At 39.3% G+C, this 16,630-nt stretch carries 17 protein-coding genes; 12 read left to right on the top strand and 5 right to left on the bottom strand.

The annotated features are described in order from the left end of the window. The first annotated feature begins 3 nt into the window (after positions 1-3). The 9 genes from cyoB (at position 4) to alr (ending at position 7,844) form a co-directional block, all read left to right on the top strand. Positions 4-1,995: a cytochrome o ubiquinol oxidase subunit I gene (cyoB, locus tag SOI81_RS05985; protein ID WP_224991331.1), complete on the top strand. Its 1,992-nt coding sequence runs from the start codon at positions 4-6 to the stop codon at positions 1,993-1,995. 4 nt (positions 1,996-1,999) lie between these two features. Continuing rightward, positions 2,000-2,620, top strand: a complete 621-nt coding sequence (cyoC, locus tag SOI81_RS05980) for a cytochrome o ubiquinol oxidase subunit III (RefSeq protein ID WP_016140562.1) — start codon at positions 2,000-2,002, stop codon at positions 2,618-2,620. Further along, the gene (gene cyoD, locus SOI81_RS05975; protein WP_016140561.1) at positions 2,620-2,949 is read left to right on the top strand and encodes a cytochrome o ubiquinol oxidase subunit IV; all 330 of its coding nucleotides are present in this window, start codon (positions 2,620-2,622) and stop codon (positions 2,947-2,949) included. The genes cyoC and cyoD overlap by 1 nt, the downstream gene beginning before the upstream one ends. A 10-nt stretch (positions 2,950-2,959) precedes the next feature. Beyond that, the gene (gene cyoE, locus SOI81_RS05970; RefSeq protein WP_239976658.1) at positions 2,960-3,838 is read left to right on the top strand and encodes a heme o synthase; all 879 of its coding nucleotides are present in this window, start codon (positions 2,960-2,962) and stop codon (positions 3,836-3,838) included. Positions 3,839-4,019: 181 nt separating this feature from the next. Then, complete coding sequence (gene rpsF, locus SOI81_RS05965) at positions 4,020-4,403, top strand: 30S ribosomal protein S6 (RefSeq protein WP_002119610.1); 384 nt, start codon at positions 4,020-4,022, stop codon at positions 4,401-4,403. Between the two features lie 11 nt (positions 4,404-4,414). Continuing rightward, positions 4,415-4,642: a 30S ribosomal protein S18 gene (gene rpsR / locus SOI81_RS05960; protein ID WP_000090661.1), complete on the top strand. Its 228-nt coding sequence runs from the start codon at positions 4,415-4,417 to the stop codon at positions 4,640-4,642. 8 nt (positions 4,643-4,650) lie between these two features. Then, entirely contained in the window at positions 4,651-5,097 is a 447-nt protein-coding gene (rplI, locus tag SOI81_RS05955) for a 50S ribosomal protein L9 (RefSeq protein WP_000382591.1), read from the top strand. A 198-nt stretch (positions 5,098-5,295) separates the two neighbouring features. Beyond that, positions 5,296-6,741: a replicative DNA helicase gene (dnaB, locus tag SOI81_RS05950; RefSeq protein WP_016140559.1), complete on the top strand. Its 1,446-nt coding sequence runs from the start codon at positions 5,296-5,298 to the stop codon at positions 6,739-6,741. Positions 6,742-6,773: 32 nt separating this feature from the next. Then, complete coding sequence (alr, locus tag SOI81_RS05945; RefSeq protein ID WP_320149339.1) at positions 6,774-7,844, top strand: alanine racemase; 1,071 nt, start codon at positions 6,774-6,776, stop codon at positions 7,842-7,844. 60 nt (positions 7,845-7,904) lie between these two features. Here alr and SOI81_RS05940 read toward each other — a convergent pair whose 3' ends face one another. The 4 genes from SOI81_RS05940 to SOI81_RS05925 are packed head-to-tail and all read right to left on the bottom strand — an operon-like array spanning position 7,905 to position 11,607. Then, positions 7,905-8,639, bottom strand: coding sequence for a proteasome-type protease (locus SOI81_RS05940; RefSeq protein ID WP_016140557.1), 735 nt, complete (start codon positions 8,637-8,639; stop codon positions 7,905-7,907). Between the two features lie 16 nt (positions 8,640-8,655). Then, positions 8,656-9,435 (bottom strand): transglutaminase family protein, encoded by a 780-nt coding sequence (locus tag SOI81_RS05935; RefSeq protein ID WP_239976654.1) that lies wholly within the window; start codon positions 9,433-9,435, stop codon positions 8,656-8,658. A 2-nt stretch (positions 9,436-9,437) separates the two neighbouring features. Continuing rightward, positions 9,438-10,034 (bottom strand): alpha-E domain-containing protein, encoded by a 597-nt coding sequence (locus tag SOI81_RS05930; protein ID WP_239976652.1) that lies wholly within the window; start codon positions 10,032-10,034, stop codon positions 9,438-9,440. A 22-nt stretch (positions 10,035-10,056) separates the two neighbouring features. Then, on the bottom strand, positions 10,057-11,607 hold the full coding sequence (locus SOI81_RS05925; RefSeq protein WP_320541378.1) for a circularly permuted type 2 ATP-grasp protein: 1,551 nt from the start codon (positions 11,605-11,607) through the stop codon (positions 10,057-10,059). 225 nt (positions 11,608-11,832) lie between these two features. Between SOI81_RS05925 and SOI81_RS05920 the strand changes: the two genes are divergently transcribed. Then, a complete protein-coding gene (locus tag SOI81_RS05920) occupies positions 11,833-12,840 on the top strand; it encodes a helix-turn-helix transcriptional regulator (RefSeq protein ID WP_224991339.1) in 1,008 nt (335 codons plus the stop codon). A 377-nt stretch (positions 12,841-13,217) separates the two neighbouring features. Here SOI81_RS05920 and mnmG read toward each other — a convergent pair whose 3' ends face one another. Then, positions 13,218-15,098, bottom strand: coding sequence for a tRNA uridine-5-carboxymethylaminomethyl(34) synthesis enzyme MnmG (gene mnmG, locus SOI81_RS05915; RefSeq protein WP_016140552.1), 1,881 nt, complete (start codon positions 15,096-15,098; stop codon positions 13,218-13,220). Between the two features lie 232 nt (positions 15,099-15,330). Here mnmG and SOI81_RS05910 point away from each other — a divergent pair, with 232 nt between their 5' ends. Together SOI81_RS05910 and prmA are read left to right on the top strand one after the other, a co-directional pair. Next, a complete protein-coding gene (locus SOI81_RS05910; protein ID WP_002119672.1) occupies positions 15,331-15,561 on the top strand; it encodes a hypothetical protein in 231 nt (76 codons plus the stop codon). A gap of 154 nt (positions 15,562-15,715) precedes the next feature. Beyond that, on the top strand, positions 15,716-16,621 hold the full coding sequence (prmA, locus tag SOI81_RS05905; protein ID WP_224991341.1) for a 50S ribosomal protein L11 methyltransferase: 906 nt from the start codon (positions 15,716-15,718) through the stop codon (positions 16,619-16,621). The last annotated feature ends 9 nt before the right edge of the window (positions 16,622-16,630 follow it).

Below are 16,630 nucleotides of genomic sequence, written 5' to 3'. Positions count from 1 at the left end.
GACATGGATATGATTTTTGGTAAACTGGGTTGGGACTCTATCCCGACAGAGCCAATCGTACTTGTCACCATGGTCCTTATGGCAATTGGTGCAATTGCAGTGCTTGGCGGTATCACCTATTTTAAAAAATGGGGATATTTGTGGAATGAGTGGTTTATTACGGTAGACCACAAAAAGATTGGTATCATGTATATCATCGTATCTGTTGTCATGCTTCTGCGTGGTTTCGCTGATGCGATCATGATGCGTTTACAACTTTTCCTCGCTAAAGGTGGCGGCGAAGGTTATCTACATCCTGACCATTACGACCAGATCTTCACCGCACACGGTGTAATCATGATCTTCTTCGTAGCAATGGGTCTCGTTGTAGGTATGATGAACATCTCTGTACCTTTACAGATTGGTGCTCGCGACGTTGCTTTCCCATTATTAAACTCTTTAAGCTTCTGGTTATTCGCTGGTGCTGCTGGTTTAATGATGCTTTCACTTGTATTAGGTGAATTTGCTGCGACTGGTTGGATGGCTTACCCTCCTCTATCTGGCATTCAATATTCTCCTGGTGTAGGTGTTGACTACTATATCTGGGCACTTCAGGTTTCTGGTCTAGGTACGCTTTTATCTGGTGTTAACTTCTTCGTTACCATCATCAAAATGCGTGCACCTGGCATGAAATTAATGGACATGCCTATTTTCACGTGGACTTCACTTTGTACGGCTGTATTAATCATTGCATCGTTCCCTGTATTAACAGGTACTCTTGCAATGCTTACTCTTGACCGTTACTTCGGCTTCCATTTCTTCACAAATGAGCTTGGCGGTAGCCCAATGCTTTATGTGAACTTGATCTGGACATGGGGTCACCCTGAAGTATATATCTTGGTATTACCAGCATTTGGTCTATACTCAGAAATCGTTGCAACCTTCTCTCGTAAAGCGTTGTTCGGTTACAAGTCTATGGTGTATGCAACTATCGCAATTACTGTTCTTGCGTTCGTTGTATGGCTTCACCACTTCTTCACCATGGGTGCTGGTGCGAACGTTAACGCGTTCTTTGGTATCATGACCATGGTTATTGCGATTCCTACTGGTGTGAAAATCTTCTCTTGGTTATTCACCATGTATAAAGGTCGCATCACCTTTACTACTCCAATGTTATGGACGCTTGGCTTCCTTGTAACATTCGGTATCGGTGGTTTAACTGGTGTACTTATGGCTGTTCCACCTGCGGACTTCTTGGTACACAACTCATTATTCTTGATTGCTCACTTCCATAACGTAATTATCGGTGGTGTGGTGTTTGGTATGTTTGCCGGCATCATTTACTACTGGCCAAAAATGTTTGGTTGGAAGCTCAATGAAGCATGGGGTAAAGCTGCGTTCTGGTTCTGGTTCTTCGGTTTCTATTTTGCATTCATGCCACTTTATATCCTTGGTTTCATGGGTATGACTCGTCGTTTGAATACATATGACAACCCTGAGTGGGATCCGTACCTCGCAATTGCATTATTTGGTGCTGTTCTTGTTGCAATTGGTATTGCATGTTTCCTAATGCAAATCATCGTTGGTTTCTTACAACGTAAAGACAACATGGACCTTACAGGCGATCCATGGGATGCTCGTACGCTTGAGTGGGCAACCTCTTCTCCTGCTCCGTTCTATAACTTTGCGCATGAACCAGATGCAAGCGGTATCGACCGTTTCTGGACTGACAAAGAAAACGGTGTAGCATACGCACGTAACACTAAATATGAAGACATCCACATGCCGACTGATCGTGCTGCTGGTTTTGTCATTGCAATGTTCATTACGCTTCTTGGCTTTGCACTCATCTGGCATATTTGGTGGCTCGTTGTTGTTTCATTCGTTTCGGCTGTTGTTAGCTTGATCGTAAGCTCATTCACTAAGAATGTTGATTACTATGTTCCAGCTGCTGAAGTTGAGCGTATTGAAAACGAACGCTATGCTTTACTTGAAAAACACTTGAAGAAGGACTAAGGAAATGGCTGAAGTACTTCATCACGACAACCACGGCCATGACGGTCATCATGAACATGATGATACTGATTTAACGGTTTTTGGTTTCTGGACATACTTGATGAGTGACTTGATTCTTTTCGGATCACTCTTCATTGCGTTCGCTGTATTAAGCAGTCATGTTCCAGCAGGGACTCCAAGTGCATATGACCTATTCCATGAGTCATTAGGCTACGTGTTAACTGAAACATTTGCCTTATTGATTTCATCGGTAACTTTCGGTTTTGCTGTACTTGCATCTTATAAAAAGAATGTAAATCAAGTGATCACTTGGTTATTTATTACATTCCTTTTTGGTGCGACCTTCATCGGTATGGAACTCTATGAATTCCATCACCTTGTAGAAGAAGGTCATGGTCCAACTCACAGTGCATTCTTATCATCGTTCTTTACTTTGGTTGGTACACACGGTATCCACGTAACTTCTGGTTTAGTATGGATGCTTGTATTAATGTATCAAATCAAAACTAAAGGTTTGACTTTACCGAATACACGTCGTCTTGCTTGCTTAAGCTTGTTCTGGCACTTCCTTGACATCGTTTGGATCTGTGTATTCAGCGTCGTTTACTTACTGGGAGTTCTCTAATGAGTAGTCATGAGCATAATGCTGCTGGTGCGTCACACGGTAACTTTAAGCAATACACTGTTGGATTTATCCTTTCTGTTATCCTCACCATCATCCCGTTCGGGATGGTGATGATGGGTGGTTTCAGTCGTGGTCTTTTAGTTACTGTGATTGCGATCACTGCGGTTGCTCAGGTTCTTGTACAACTTGTGTACTTCTTACACATGAATACATCATCTGAACAACGTTGGAATATGATTGCATTTATCTACACAATCCTCTGTATCGCTGTACTTTTAATTGGTTCTGTGTGGATTATGAATTACCTTCACTACAATATGATGATCTAAACTGATTGTCATGTTGAAAAAATATCTATTCCTGACTAAACCAGGAATTCTCTTCGGTAATTTCATTACCACCTTGGGCGGCTTTTTCTTAGCCGCCCAAGGCTCTATAGACATCTCATTATTACTTCTTACCCTAATTGGAACAACTTTAGTTGTGGCCTCTGGTTGTGTGGTTAATAATGTTATAGATCAAGATATTGACACAAAGATGCAGCGTACCCAAAACCGCGCACTTGTTAAAAAAACAATCTCTCCTACTGTTGCGCTGATATATGCATTAGTGCTTGGAGTAATTGGTTTTAGCATTTTATGGTTCGGTGTAAATGGTTATGCATTTTTGTTTGCAATGATTGGTTTTATTGTCTATGTCGGTTTTTATAGTTTGTGGACCAAACGCACCTCAATCCATCAAACCGTCATTGGTAGCATCTCCGGAGCGAGCCCTCCTGTTATTGGTTATACCGCAGTAACTCATCAATTTGATGCAGCAGCCTTGCTTTTGTTTTTAGCATACGCTTTATGGCAAATGCCTCACTCTTGGGCAATTGCAATTTATCGTTTTGATGATTACAAAAATGCGGGAATTCCAATTTTGCCTGTAGCACGTTCTATTTATCGTACGAAAATTGAATGTGTCATTTATATCCTATTATTTGCAGCTGTTTTGAATGGATTATATTGTTTTGGCTATACCAATATCTTCTTTTTAATTACCTTTAATGCTTTAACAGCTTATTGGTTATATTTATCAGTTATTGGATTTAAGGCCGAAAATGATCAACTCTGGGCTAAACGATTTTTCCTCTACTCGGTCATATTAATTACCCTGTTAAGTTTGAGTTTTAGCTTTACCTATCAATCCCCTGCTCCAAATCTTCCTCTCTTTTAAACAAGAGAGGATTTCCTCTTTATAGTAAAGAAGTTTTACTTTTCTGATCAAAAGATTTGTTTTTAGTCGAACTTTTACCTATAATTCAGCCTTCGCAATTTTTGCGACATAACTTATTAAGTTATGACTCCTTGCTTCTAATTTTTTGATTAGGGGCTGTTTAAACCGTAAGGAGCTGACAATGCGTCATTACGAAATCGTACTTTTGGTACACCCAGACCAAAGCGATCAAGTTGTAGGTATGGTTGAACGCTATATCTCTCAGATCAAAGAAGCTGAAGGTCAAATTCACCGTTTAGAAGATTGGGGCCGTCGTCAATTGGCTTACCCAATTAACAAAATTCACAAAGCGCACTACATTCTTATGAATGTTGAATGTGGTCAAACTACGCTTGATGAGTTAGAAGAATTATTCCGTTATAACGACGCGATCATTCGTAACCTTATCATCCGTCGTGAACACGCAATCACTGAAGAGTCATTGCTTGCTAAGAGTGCTGAAGAAAAGCGTGCGCGTAAAGCTCAACGCGAAGAAGCACAGCAAGTTGCTCAAGAAGCTGAATAAGGAGAACATCAATGGCACGTTTTTACCGTCGTCGCAAGTTCTGCCGCTTTACAGCTGAGAATGTTGCGTACATCGACTACAAAGATATCGACACTTTAAAACAGTACATCACTGAAAACGGCAAGATTGTTCCTAGCCGTATCACTGGTACTAAAGCTCGTTATCAACGTCAATTAGCACTTGCTATCAAACAAGCTCGCTATTTGTCTTTGATTCCGTACACTGACAACCATAAGTGAGGTGATCTGTGGACGTTATCTTATTACAACGCATTAAGAACCTTGGTAAATTAGGCGATAAAGTATCAGTTAAAGCTGGTTACGGCCGTAACTTCCTTATCCCTCAAGGTAAAGCAGTTGCAGCTACTGAAGCTAACACTGCTGCTTTTGAAGCTCGTCGTGCTGAACTTGAGAAGCAAGAAGCTGAAGTTTTAGCTGCTGCTCAAGCACGTGCTGAACAATTGAACGAAGTTAACATCGTTATCACTGCTAAAGCTGGTGACGAAGGTAAACTGTTCGGTTCTATCGGTACTCGTGACATCGCTGACGCATTAACGAATGCTGGTCTTACAGTTGACCGTGCAGAAGTTCGTTTACCAAATGGCGCGCTTCGTCACACTGGTGAATTCAACATCGCAATTCAATTGCACCATGATGTTGTTGCAGAAGTTCTCGTTACTATCGTATCTGAGTAATTTCTCATCAAAAAAAAGAGCATGCTTTTGCATGCTCTTTTTTTATGTTTCAAATTTTAAAATAAGATATATTAATTCCTGATCAGTTCTTCAGTTTAATTGGTTTTTTAATTAGGTAGTTTATTTAATTTTGTTTTAAGATAGTTCTCGGCTTTACAGCCTCGTTGTGTACACCCTTCTTTATCATCAGGTCTAATTATGTCTCAGGCGAATGCCACTTCTTTAGCGCTTTCATCTCCAATAGAAAATAAAACGAGTGAATCAGGCCAACTTAAAGAGTTTCGCACTCCCCCACACAATTTAGCCATTGAGCAAGCTGTTCTGGCTGCTTTGATGACAGTTGCTGAATCTTTTGAGCAAGTCAACGATGTACTAAAAGAAAATGATTTTTACGCGACTCGTCATAAATATATTTTTCGTGCAATCGAGAAATTAGCACAGGAAAACTCACCCTATGATGCTGTCTTAGTAAGTGACTGGCTTCTAAAACAAAATTTACTTGATGCTATTGGTGGCGAAGAATATTTAATGCAGCTCATGGCTGATTCACCATCAAGTTTCTATAATTTAGAAACCTATGCCACTAAAATTAAAGAATTTTCTACTCTACGCAGTATGATTAAAGTTAGTACTGAAATCTTACAAAATGCTTATGACACAAAAGGTCGTGGTGTTAGTGAAATTTTAGACTTAGCTGAAACGAGTATTTTCTCTTTAGCAGAACAGCACAATAATAATAAAAAAGATGCAGGCCCTAAATCTATTAGTTCAGTTACCGCAGACGTTATTAGCAAGCTAGACGAGCTTTCAAAATTAGACGGCAATATTACAGGTTTAACTACAGGTTTCTTAGAACTTGATAATAAAACATCAGGTATGCAACCTGGTGATTTAATTATTGTTGCTGCACGTCCATCGATGGGTAAAACTACCTTTGCCATGAATTTGGTTGAAAGTGTTTTGCAATATAACAAACTACCTGCTCTGGTATTTTCAATGGAGATGCCAGCAGACTCGATTGCGATGCGTCTTATTTCTGCAATGGGTAAAGTTCATCAAGGACATTTACGTTCGGGGAATTTAGATGCAGATGAATGGACCAAGGTAACTGGTACAATTTTGCAGCTTCAACAAATGCATTTGTATATTGATGACTCATCTGCTCTACCTCCAACTGAACTCCGTGCCCGTGCCCGCCGCGTTGCCAAAATGCATGATGGTAAAATTGGTTGCATCATGGTCGATTACTTGCAGCTTATGAAAGTTCCAGGTATGGGTGATAACCGTGTAGGAGAGATTTCAGAAATTTCTCGTAGCTTAAAAGCACTAGCGAAAGAAATGCAATGTCCTGTTATCGCACTTTCCCAGCTTAACCGAAGTCTGGAAAACCGTCCAAATAAACGCCCTGTAATGTCCGACTTACGTGAATCCGGTGCGATCGAGCAGGATGCCGACTTAATTATGTTTATTTACCGTGATGAGGTTTATAACAAAGAGTCGAAAGAAGCTGGCACTGCAGAAATTATTATTGGTAAGCAGCGTAACGGTCCAATTGGTTCAGTTCGTCTTGCTTTTGAAGGTCAATATACTCGATTTAGTAATCTCTCTCCTGAGTATTACAGCCAATATGATGATGAAGAATAAACTCTATCTCTAGCCCAAAGGAGTAAATGAGGGTGCGCCAAGCAACAGTTTATATTGATCGCAATGCACTTCAATATAATTTAAACCGTGTCAAACAACTCGCAACAAATTCAAAAATTGTAAGTATGGTGAAAGCTAATGCTTATGGACATGGAATCAAAGACTGTTTAGCAGCCTTAAATGCCTCAGATGCCTTTGGTGTCGCCTGCCTACAAGAAGGTTTGGAAATTCGTCAACACGGATTCCAACAACCCGTTACTTTAATTGAAGGGGTATTTTCTGAAGATGAAATGCCAATTGCAATTAAACAAAAATTTGAATGTGTGATTCACCATCAACAACAATTTGAATGGTTAATTAAACACAAACAAGCCTACATTACCCAAGGTTTAAAAGTTTGGGTTAAGCTTAACAGCGGCATGAACCGTCTAGGTTTTAAAAATCCAGAAATTATTGAAGTTATTAAGACTTTAAAATCTGAAGGATTTACTTGTGTGCTTGCAATGCATTTCGCAAATGCAGATGTAGACCATCCACTGAACGAACAACAAAAACAACAATTTTTACAAGTTAAACACGCTTGTGATCCTGTTTTAGCATCTTGCTGTAACTCAGCTGCTATTTATAAATGGCCAGAATTACATTTTGATTATGTTCGTCCCGGTATCATGCTTTACGGCGCCTCACCTTTTGCAGATCAAACAGTCCATGATCTTGACTTAAAACCAGTAATGACTTTTTCAGCAGAAGTCATTGCCCTAAACCATATTCAACCTGATGAACATGTCGGTTATGGTTCTACTTTCTGCGCAACGCAAGCCATGGATATCGCCATTGTTTCTATAGGATATGGTGATGGTTATCCACGCGCTTATGTTAAACAAAACTATGTCGCTATTGATAAACAGCTCTGCGCAGTTGTAGGACGAGTGAGTATGGATATGCTTGCAATTGACGTAACAGGTCTGCAAGTGAAATTAGGTACTCCAGTTGAACTTTGGGGTCCCCACCGCCTCGTTGATGATGTTGCGGATGCAAACGGAACGATAGGATATGAATTACTCTGCCGCCTAAGTAATCGCCCTACTCGTAAAAGCAGTTAAATAATAAAATATAAAAAAATCCAAGCTTGCTTGGATTTTTTTATTTAAATATTCAATATTTTATCGCCAGTAATCATCTGTTGGTTTTGGCATTTCTTGTAAGCCGCGACGTAGAGTATCTGACCATTGCCGACTAATTTGTGAAAAATAAGGATCGTCTTCTGTAATTCGTTTTCCCATCGGAATAACAAAACTATCTTTCTTATAAATCAATGCATCAAGTGGTAAGCCAACAGATACATTTGAACGTAAAGTTGAGTCAAAAGAAATCAGGCTACAACGTAATGCATCATCTAATGGCATTGCATAATATAAAGCTCGATCTAGAATCGGTTTGCCATATTTACTTTCACCAATTTGAAAATAAGGTGTATCAGTCGTCGCACAAATAAAATTGCCTTGTGGATAGACATTATAAAGCTGCATGTCACCACCCTTAATCTGACCACCGACCAAAATACTACAAGCATAATTCATTTGTTCTTGAGTGTCTGAACTAATATCCTCTAAAACAGCTTTTAAAGTTTTCCCTATCAGTTCGGCTGCCTCAAACATCGTATTAACACTATACAAATTAGGCTCTTGCTGCAAAGTAAGCGCATTTTGCAAATGACCTATAACAGCTTGCGTTGTTGCCAAGTTGCCTGCTGTTTGCAACGCCATAAAGCGCTCTCCGGTAACGCCGAAAGTATGCAATTTTCGGAACACAGAAATATGATCAACCCCTGCATTGGTTCTTGTGTCACTGATAAACACTAAACCCTGTTCCAATCTTAGCGCACAACAATAGGTCATTTCATTCTCTTTACATTCAACATGCCAACACTTGAACCACAGACATCATGTTCTCAATTCCACCTTGCTCTCTTACACCACGAATAGGTGCTACATCGAGATAGTCACGTCCTACAGCAAGGTAAATATGATGTTTGGGTGTAAACAACTGATTGCTTACATCAAAACAATACCACTGATTTTCTAAAAATACTTCCGCCCAAGCGTGACTGGCAAGGTGCGGATAGTTCTGATCAAATAGATAACCCGAGACGTAACGTGCAGGTAATTGTAACGCACGGCACATCGCAATTAAAATGTGCGCATGATCTTGGCATACACCTTGTCCAGCATGAAATGCTTCGATCGCAGTTGTCTGAACTGAAGTACTTTCAGGCTGATAAAGTATTTTCTGTAAGATATATTCACTTAATAATGCAATATGTTGTCGGTCTTTAATCACCACAATATTTTTTGCAAAGTCCAACATTTCCAAATCACATCGAGTTGCACCTGTCATTTGCAAAAACAAATTAGCGGGTGTAGAGAGATTTACACAACCCATTTCCACGTTTTGAAGCTCAACAATTCCTTGAGCCATAAAGGTTAGATGTTGGTATGAATAACGCTGACTAGCCGTCATCCATACATTATTAAATATATCTCTTTTGATGGTTTTATCGCCCGGCACACTAATTGCCCAATTCATAACATGTTGATGAGCCGATGTTTGAGGCATCATTTTAATATACTGAATGCTATTTCGAGCAGTTTCAGTATAGCTATAATGCGTTTGATGATTAACCATCAATTTCATAATCAGCCCTCAAACATATTTTCCAACTGCTGTGTAAAAGTATAATAAGCGTCCCACGTAAGTTGCTGCTTTAATACTTGCCAATTTTCATCTATATTTTCCCAATTCAAATGAGCAAGCTGTTGCACCACAATATCTAACTCTGATAAGAGAACAGATAAATCTTTTCCAAAACGCAGTTCTATATCAAATTGCTCTATTTTTTGGCCTAAATACAAAAATAAATAAATATCTTCATGTTCCGCTTCTAATATTTGAGTGCAGTGTTCAACAGCTTTTTTCAATGCATCAGGTTGAGGTTGAAGCGTATTAATCACATTATTTAATTCTGCATAAGCATGTGCCGACAAAATCCCTCTTAGTTCCTGAATATTATCTTTAGCAATAATGAGCTGGTTCAGTAATGAAAATGTTTGCTTCTTGTCTAACATATAGTGATTTAGTAATTCAGCATTTTCTATAACTAAACCAAATGCTGCTGCAAATTTTGTTGCTTTCTCATCTTCTATAAAGGGTAAATGAGAGGCTGCAAATTTAACTCGCATCAAATATCGACCCAACCAATATATTTGATGCGCACTCGAATTGAGTAAAACCATAAAGTTCCTCTTTAACCCACAATCAGGAATGTAATGTTTCGACAACCCATGTATCTTTTATGCCGCCACCTTGAGATGAATTTACGACCAAAGAGCCAGCTTGCATGGCCACGCGTGTTAAACCACCAGGTACAATCTCTGTACGATAAGGTGAGCTCAACACGAATGGACGCAAATCAATATGACGCTCAGCTACTCCTCCCGTAGTTAAAGTCGGAGCAACAGATAAAGCCAAAGTAGGTTGTGCAATGTACATATGAGGCATAGCTATTAATTTTTTTCTAAATTCATCAATTTCGCATGAGCTTGCTTTAGGCCCGATCAACATGCCATACCCACCTGAACCTTGTGCTTCCTTAACGACTAATTGATCCAGATTAGAGAGTACATAGTCTAAGTGTTCTTCTTTACGGCACTGATAAGTAGGTACATTTTTTAGAATTGGTGTTTCATCCAAATAATATTGAATCATTTGGTCTACATAAGGGTAAATAGATTTATCATCTGCCACACCTGTTCCAGGTGCATTTGCAATCACCACATTTTTCTGCAAATAAGCAGACATAAGACCAGCTACTCCTAAAGCACTGTCGGGTCGAAATGCTAAAGGATCTAGAAAATCATCATCTAAACGGCGGTAAATTACGTCTACTTTTTGACGCCCACGAATAGTTTTGACAAATACTTGATCATTTTCTACAAATAAATCTCGATTTGTAACCAATGGCACATCCATTTCGCGCGCTAGAAAAGCGTGCTCATAATAGGCACTGTTAAAACGCCCTGGTGTTAGTACCACGACAAAAGGTTGATCCGGGGAAGAATTTTCTTGCAATATCTCTTTTAAAAGTTTTGGATAATGCTCAATCCCCTGTAAATTATTGGCTGTACATAGCTCAGGCATTAATTTCTGGCTAATGTTTCGGCTTTCAATCATGTAAGATACGCCAGAAGGTGTTCTTAAATTATCCTCCAATACAAAAAACTCTCCTTCACCATCACGGATAATATCAATTCCACTAATTTGTGAATAAATTTTACCTTTCAAAGCGTGTTTGAGCATATGAGGTTGGAAAGCATCATTCCCCATAATCTGTTCTTCGGGAAGAATGTGTTCTTTTAAAATATGTTGTCCATGATAAATATCATCTAGGAAATAATTTAATGCCTTAACACGCTGTGCACAGCCCGAGGCAATTTTTTCCCATTGTTTTTTCTCGATTACTCTTGGAATTAAATCGAAAGGTATGGTGCGCTCGGTTCCTTCTTTATCGCCATAAACATTAAAGGTAATCCCTTGATAAAGAAAATGCTGCTTCGCCTGAGCATTTAGCTCTTTTAACTCATCTAAAGTGCGGATACTCAACCATTGTTCAATTTTTTTAGAAGCTGCCCCATTCGATGTTACATCATCAAGCATCTCGTTAAAGAACTGTGATTTTAGTTGTTCAAAGAGATTGGTTTGCACAGAAATATGTTCTAAAAAAGAGGTTGGATTAATAAGTGCCGTTGTTGTCTGCTCTTGTATAAAAAAATCGTTATCTAGATGTAATTCATGCTCTTGTTCTGACATAACCACCTCGTCTTATCATTTATCTATATTTCATTTTTAAATAAGCAATTTCAGTGCCACTTATATATCTGTAATACTTTTACGGCATCATTGTTATAACTTTCTTCTAAATCTTATCATCCTTTGTCCAACGGGCTATAAACTGAATCTGACAAACTTGCTAAATCTGTAAAGATTTTTTATTGTGTTGACACCAAAGCAATTGGATATAGATGTATTACGCTTATGTCTGTAATAGAAAAAGAAACTTCAAATAGTTTATATCGCCAATGGCAGATCTTGTCTCGCCTACCCACCGGTAAATGGATCGGAACTCGAGAATTACAAGAAATGCTTGAGCGCGAAGGTATTGAAATCAGTTTAAGGACTATTCAGCGTGACTTAAATCAAATTGCTCAGCGTTTTCCGATAGAGAGTAATAAAGCCGTACCTCAAGGCTGGCGGTGGCAGTCAGACGCTCCTATCCAGAGTTTACCTCACATGACGAGCTCACAAGCAGTGACCTTTATGATGGTTGAGGAACACCTAAAGCACTTACTTCCTCCAAGCCTGCTTGATGAGATGGGTCCATGGTTTGATTTAGCCAAACGTAGCCTCTCTACTCAAAATAATGTGAGACAGTGGATTAACCGTGTACGCATTGTTCCTGCAAGTCAACCGCTTATTCCACCTGTAGTGGATCGTGGCGCTCAGCAGGCAATTTATGAAGGTCTACTACAAGACAAACAGATTGAGTGTGTTTATCGGGCCCGTGTAAATCAAGGTGAAGATAAAACTTATATTTTAAACCCTTTAGCTTTGGTACAAAAAGGTGCAGTCATTTATTTGATTTGCACACGGCATGACAAAACTGAAGTGCAAACATTTGCTCTGCACCGTTTTAAATCAGCAAAAGTATTAGATAGTCGCGCCCTACATCCGGTCAATTTTGATATTGATCATTATATTGATTCAGGCGCTTTAGGCTTTAGAGTGGACTACAACCAGCCAACTGAATCAATTCAGCTCACCTTAACCATGACAGAGCAAACTGCGAAAACTTTTTATGAAAGTCAGTTAAGTAAAGACCAAACAATTACTCCACTTGAAGAAAATATCGTAGAAGTTACAGCTACCGTACCTTTTACATCTCAACTGGTGTGGTGGCTACGTAGTTATGGTAAAAAATTACTGCATATTGAGCCAGTTCAAGTACACAACGCTGTACGTGAAATTGAAACTGATAGTAAATAGTTATAAAAAAGAGAACCATACGGTTCTCTTTAGATTTTGAATTATAATTTTCTTAATTTTATATTCTTTTTATATTTCTACTTGTTTCCAGATCAAGATGTTCTCCCCCACCAAAACTGATCCGCTCTTTCTTTTGCGCTATTTTGAACATGAGCATTGGCATGCCATTTCATATCCATTGTAGCGAATTGATTTCATTGTCATGGTTAAAGCCCTCTTGTTTGAACGTGAATTCAATATAACTGGCGGCTTAAAATATGTGAAATAAGAAAAAAAGGAAGCGAAATCTCTTTTCTTCCTTAGGAAGTTTCCATATATTTTTTGAACAGAAAATAAAAAAGCCCAGTCTTAACTGGGCTTTTTATATACTCAAATGATTAAGCTGTTTTCTTAATCATATTGTTCTTACGAATTGTGATCATGACAAGCTGAACAGCTGCTGGCGTAACACCAGGAATACGGCTTGCTTGAGCTAAAGTTTCTGGAAGCACTGTTTTTAACTTCTGTGTGATTTCACGTGATAAACCAGACACGTTATCATAATCAAAATCGGCTGGTATTTTAGTTTCTTCAAGACGCTTTAATTGAGCAACATCTTCATGTTGACGGTTGATGTAACCTTCATATTTCACGGCAATTTCGATTTGCTCACCCACTTGCTCTGAAACTTCAGAACCCGTAAGTTCTGCAATTTGACCAAAGTTGATGTTAGGACGCTTAAGCAAATCAATTGCGCTGCATTCCTTACTCAAATCTGCACCCGTCATTTCAACGAATTTTTTACCCATAGGGTTATTTGGTGCTGCCCATATATGTTGTAAACGAGAGGTTTCACGCTCAACTGCTTCCATTTTTTCACAATAAGCAGCCCAACGTACATCATCGACCAAACCAAGTTCACGACCAATAGTTGTCAAGCGTTGATCCGCGTTATCTTCACGCAACATCAAACGATATTCAGCACGTGAGGTAAACATACGGTACGGTTCTTTAGTACCTAACGTGATGAGGTCATCAACCAATACACCCATGTAAGCTTGGTCACGTTTAGGCGTCCATTCTTCTTGCTCCCACGCACGGCGTGCAGCATTTAAACCTGCAAGTAAACCTTGAGCACCCGCTTCTTCATAACCTGTTGTACCATTAATTTGACCAGCGAAATACAAGCCATTAATCGCTTTAGTTTCGAGGGTAAATTTCAAAGCTTGCGGGTTGAAATAATCATATTCAATTGCATAGCCTGGACGTAAGATATGAGCGTTTTCCATACCACGAATTGAGCGTACAAGCTCAAACTGAACATCAAACGGTAAAGAAGTCGAAATACCATTAGGATAAAGCTCATGTGTATCTAGACCTTCTGGTTCCAAGAATACTTGATGTGAGTCTTTATCAGCGAAACGGTGAATCTTATCTTCAATTGATGGACAGTAACGTGGACCTACCCCCTCAATAACACCCGTATACATTGGTGAACGATCTAAACCACCGCGAATAATATCGTGGGTTTTTTCGTTTGTATGCGTGATATAACAGTTTACTTGTTCAGGGTGCATAGAAGCATCACCCATGAAAGACATGACTGGAGACGGGAAATCACCCGGCTGTGGAATCATGACAGAAAAGTCAACTGAACGTGCATCAATACGTGGTGGAGTACCGGTTTTTAAACGACCAACAGGTAGTTTTAATTCACGTAAACGCTGAGCAAGTGCAATAGAAGGAGGATCACCCGCACGACCACCACTTGATTTTTCTAAACCAACGTGGATTACACCACCCAAGAATGTACCTGTAGTCAACACAACAGTTTTTGCATCAAAGCGAATACCCATTTGGGTAACAACACCTTTAACAGTATCGCCTTCAACAATCAGATCATCAGCTGCTTGCTGGAAAATATCAAGATTTGCTTGATTTTCCAAAGTGTCGCGGATGGCAGCCTTATAGCGCACGCGGTCAGCTTGAGCACGTGTTGCACGCACAGCTGCACCTTTACGCGAATTTAAAATACGGAACTGAATACCACCTTTATCGGCAGCTAAAGCCATTGCCCCACCAAGTGCATCAATTTCGCGTACTAAGTGAGACTTACCAATACCGCCAATTGCTGGGTTACAACTCATTTGGCCCAAAGTCTCAATGTTATGGGTCAAAAGCAAAGTCTGTCGTCCCATACGCGCAGCAGCAAGGGCCGCTTCCGTACCTGCGTGACCGCCACCGATAACGATAACATCATAAACTTTAGGATAGTGCATGAGTACAAAAACACCAGAAAAAAAAGACGGAACATTATAGCAAAATTATCTGCTTATTGATGTACATAATTACAAAATTGTCTTCACATGATTTACGGTACTCCACATGTTTTGACATTTTGTTGCATGAATTCAATACAAAATGAATGTTTTTAAGAATCTTTCATCTTAGAATAAAAAATGTACAGCACTTCTACGACTTTAAAATTAACGCAACGAGAAGGAATACAAAATGAAAACGACCATGTTAAAAATCTTAACTGCATCTCTAATTTGTTTTTCAGGCGTAACTTTTACCCATGCTGCTGACACGAGCAAAGCCGAAATGCAAAAACAAATTCGAGTCTGTGCAAAAAAACAGCAAGGTGAATGGGTCTCTTACAATCACAACGGTGTAACCTTTAACGGTACTTGCCAACCAAACGAAAATGGCAAGTTACAATTTAAGGCCCCTGCTCCTTAATCTGTTTTACATAAGGTATAGTAGAAGTCATTTATTTACTGCTATATCTCATCAGTATTTTCAAAGACGGTCCATTAAAGATGGGCCGCTTTCTTTTTTAAAATGGTCTAGTCCGCTACAATACGCCTTTAAATAAAATTTTTAGGTCCTTTTCGTGAAGTGGTTACAAATACACATTACCGTTGATCAAGAACAAGTTGAGTTCACAGAAACACTTTTAATGTCTCTAGGTGCGGTAAGCGTAACTCTGGATGATGCTGAAGATCAGGCTTTACTTGAACCATTACCAGGTGAAACACCTTTATGGAATAAAGTCATTGTGACAGGCATCTATCAACAAGACGAACAAGACCCGATTGATGTCGACACTTTAGAAGCTTTCTTAAAAGCTCAACTTCCAGATGTTCCTATGCGTCATGAAGAACTTGAAGATCAAGTGTGGGAACGCGCATGGATGGATTATTATGAACCAATTCAGATTGGGGAAAAGTTCTGGATCGTACCTGAATGGCTAGAACCACCAGAAGCGGACGCTACTAATATTAAGTTAGACCCAGGTCTTGCGTTTGGTACAGGTAATCACGCAAGTACTTTCCTGTGCTTACAATGGCTAGGTAAAACTGATGTTAAAGATAAAATCGTGATTGATTATGGCTGTGGTTCAGGCATTTTAGGCGTAGCGGCTTTATTATTAGGTGCTAAAAAAGTATATGCTACCGATATTGACCCTCAAGCTGTTTTAGCAACAAAACAAAATGCAGAACTTAATGGTGTATTAGATCGCCTTTATGTAGGTCTTCCGGAAGAATTCGATCAAGAGTTCAAACCTCAGCAGGCAGACGTTTTAGTTGCAAACATTTTAGCGGGTCCATTAATGGCACTTGCATCTGAGTTTGCAAATTTAATTAAATCTGAGGGTGAGTTCGCACTTGCAGGTGTAATCGAAGAGCAAGTTGCTGATGTTTCACGTGTTTATTCTGAATTTTTTGATATATTAGATGTCGAAAAACGCGAAGAAAATTGGTGTCGCATTTCAGGAAAACGTAAAACAATAAATTGAGACTTCTAA

Source organism: Acinetobacter pittii, assembly GCF_034067285.1.
Classification (GTDB): domain Bacteria; phylum Pseudomonadota; class Gammaproteobacteria; order Pseudomonadales; family Moraxellaceae; genus Acinetobacter; species Acinetobacter pittii_E.
Note: the sequence above shows the minus strand (reverse complement) of the source record. Positions and strands in the feature narration are given on the sequence as shown.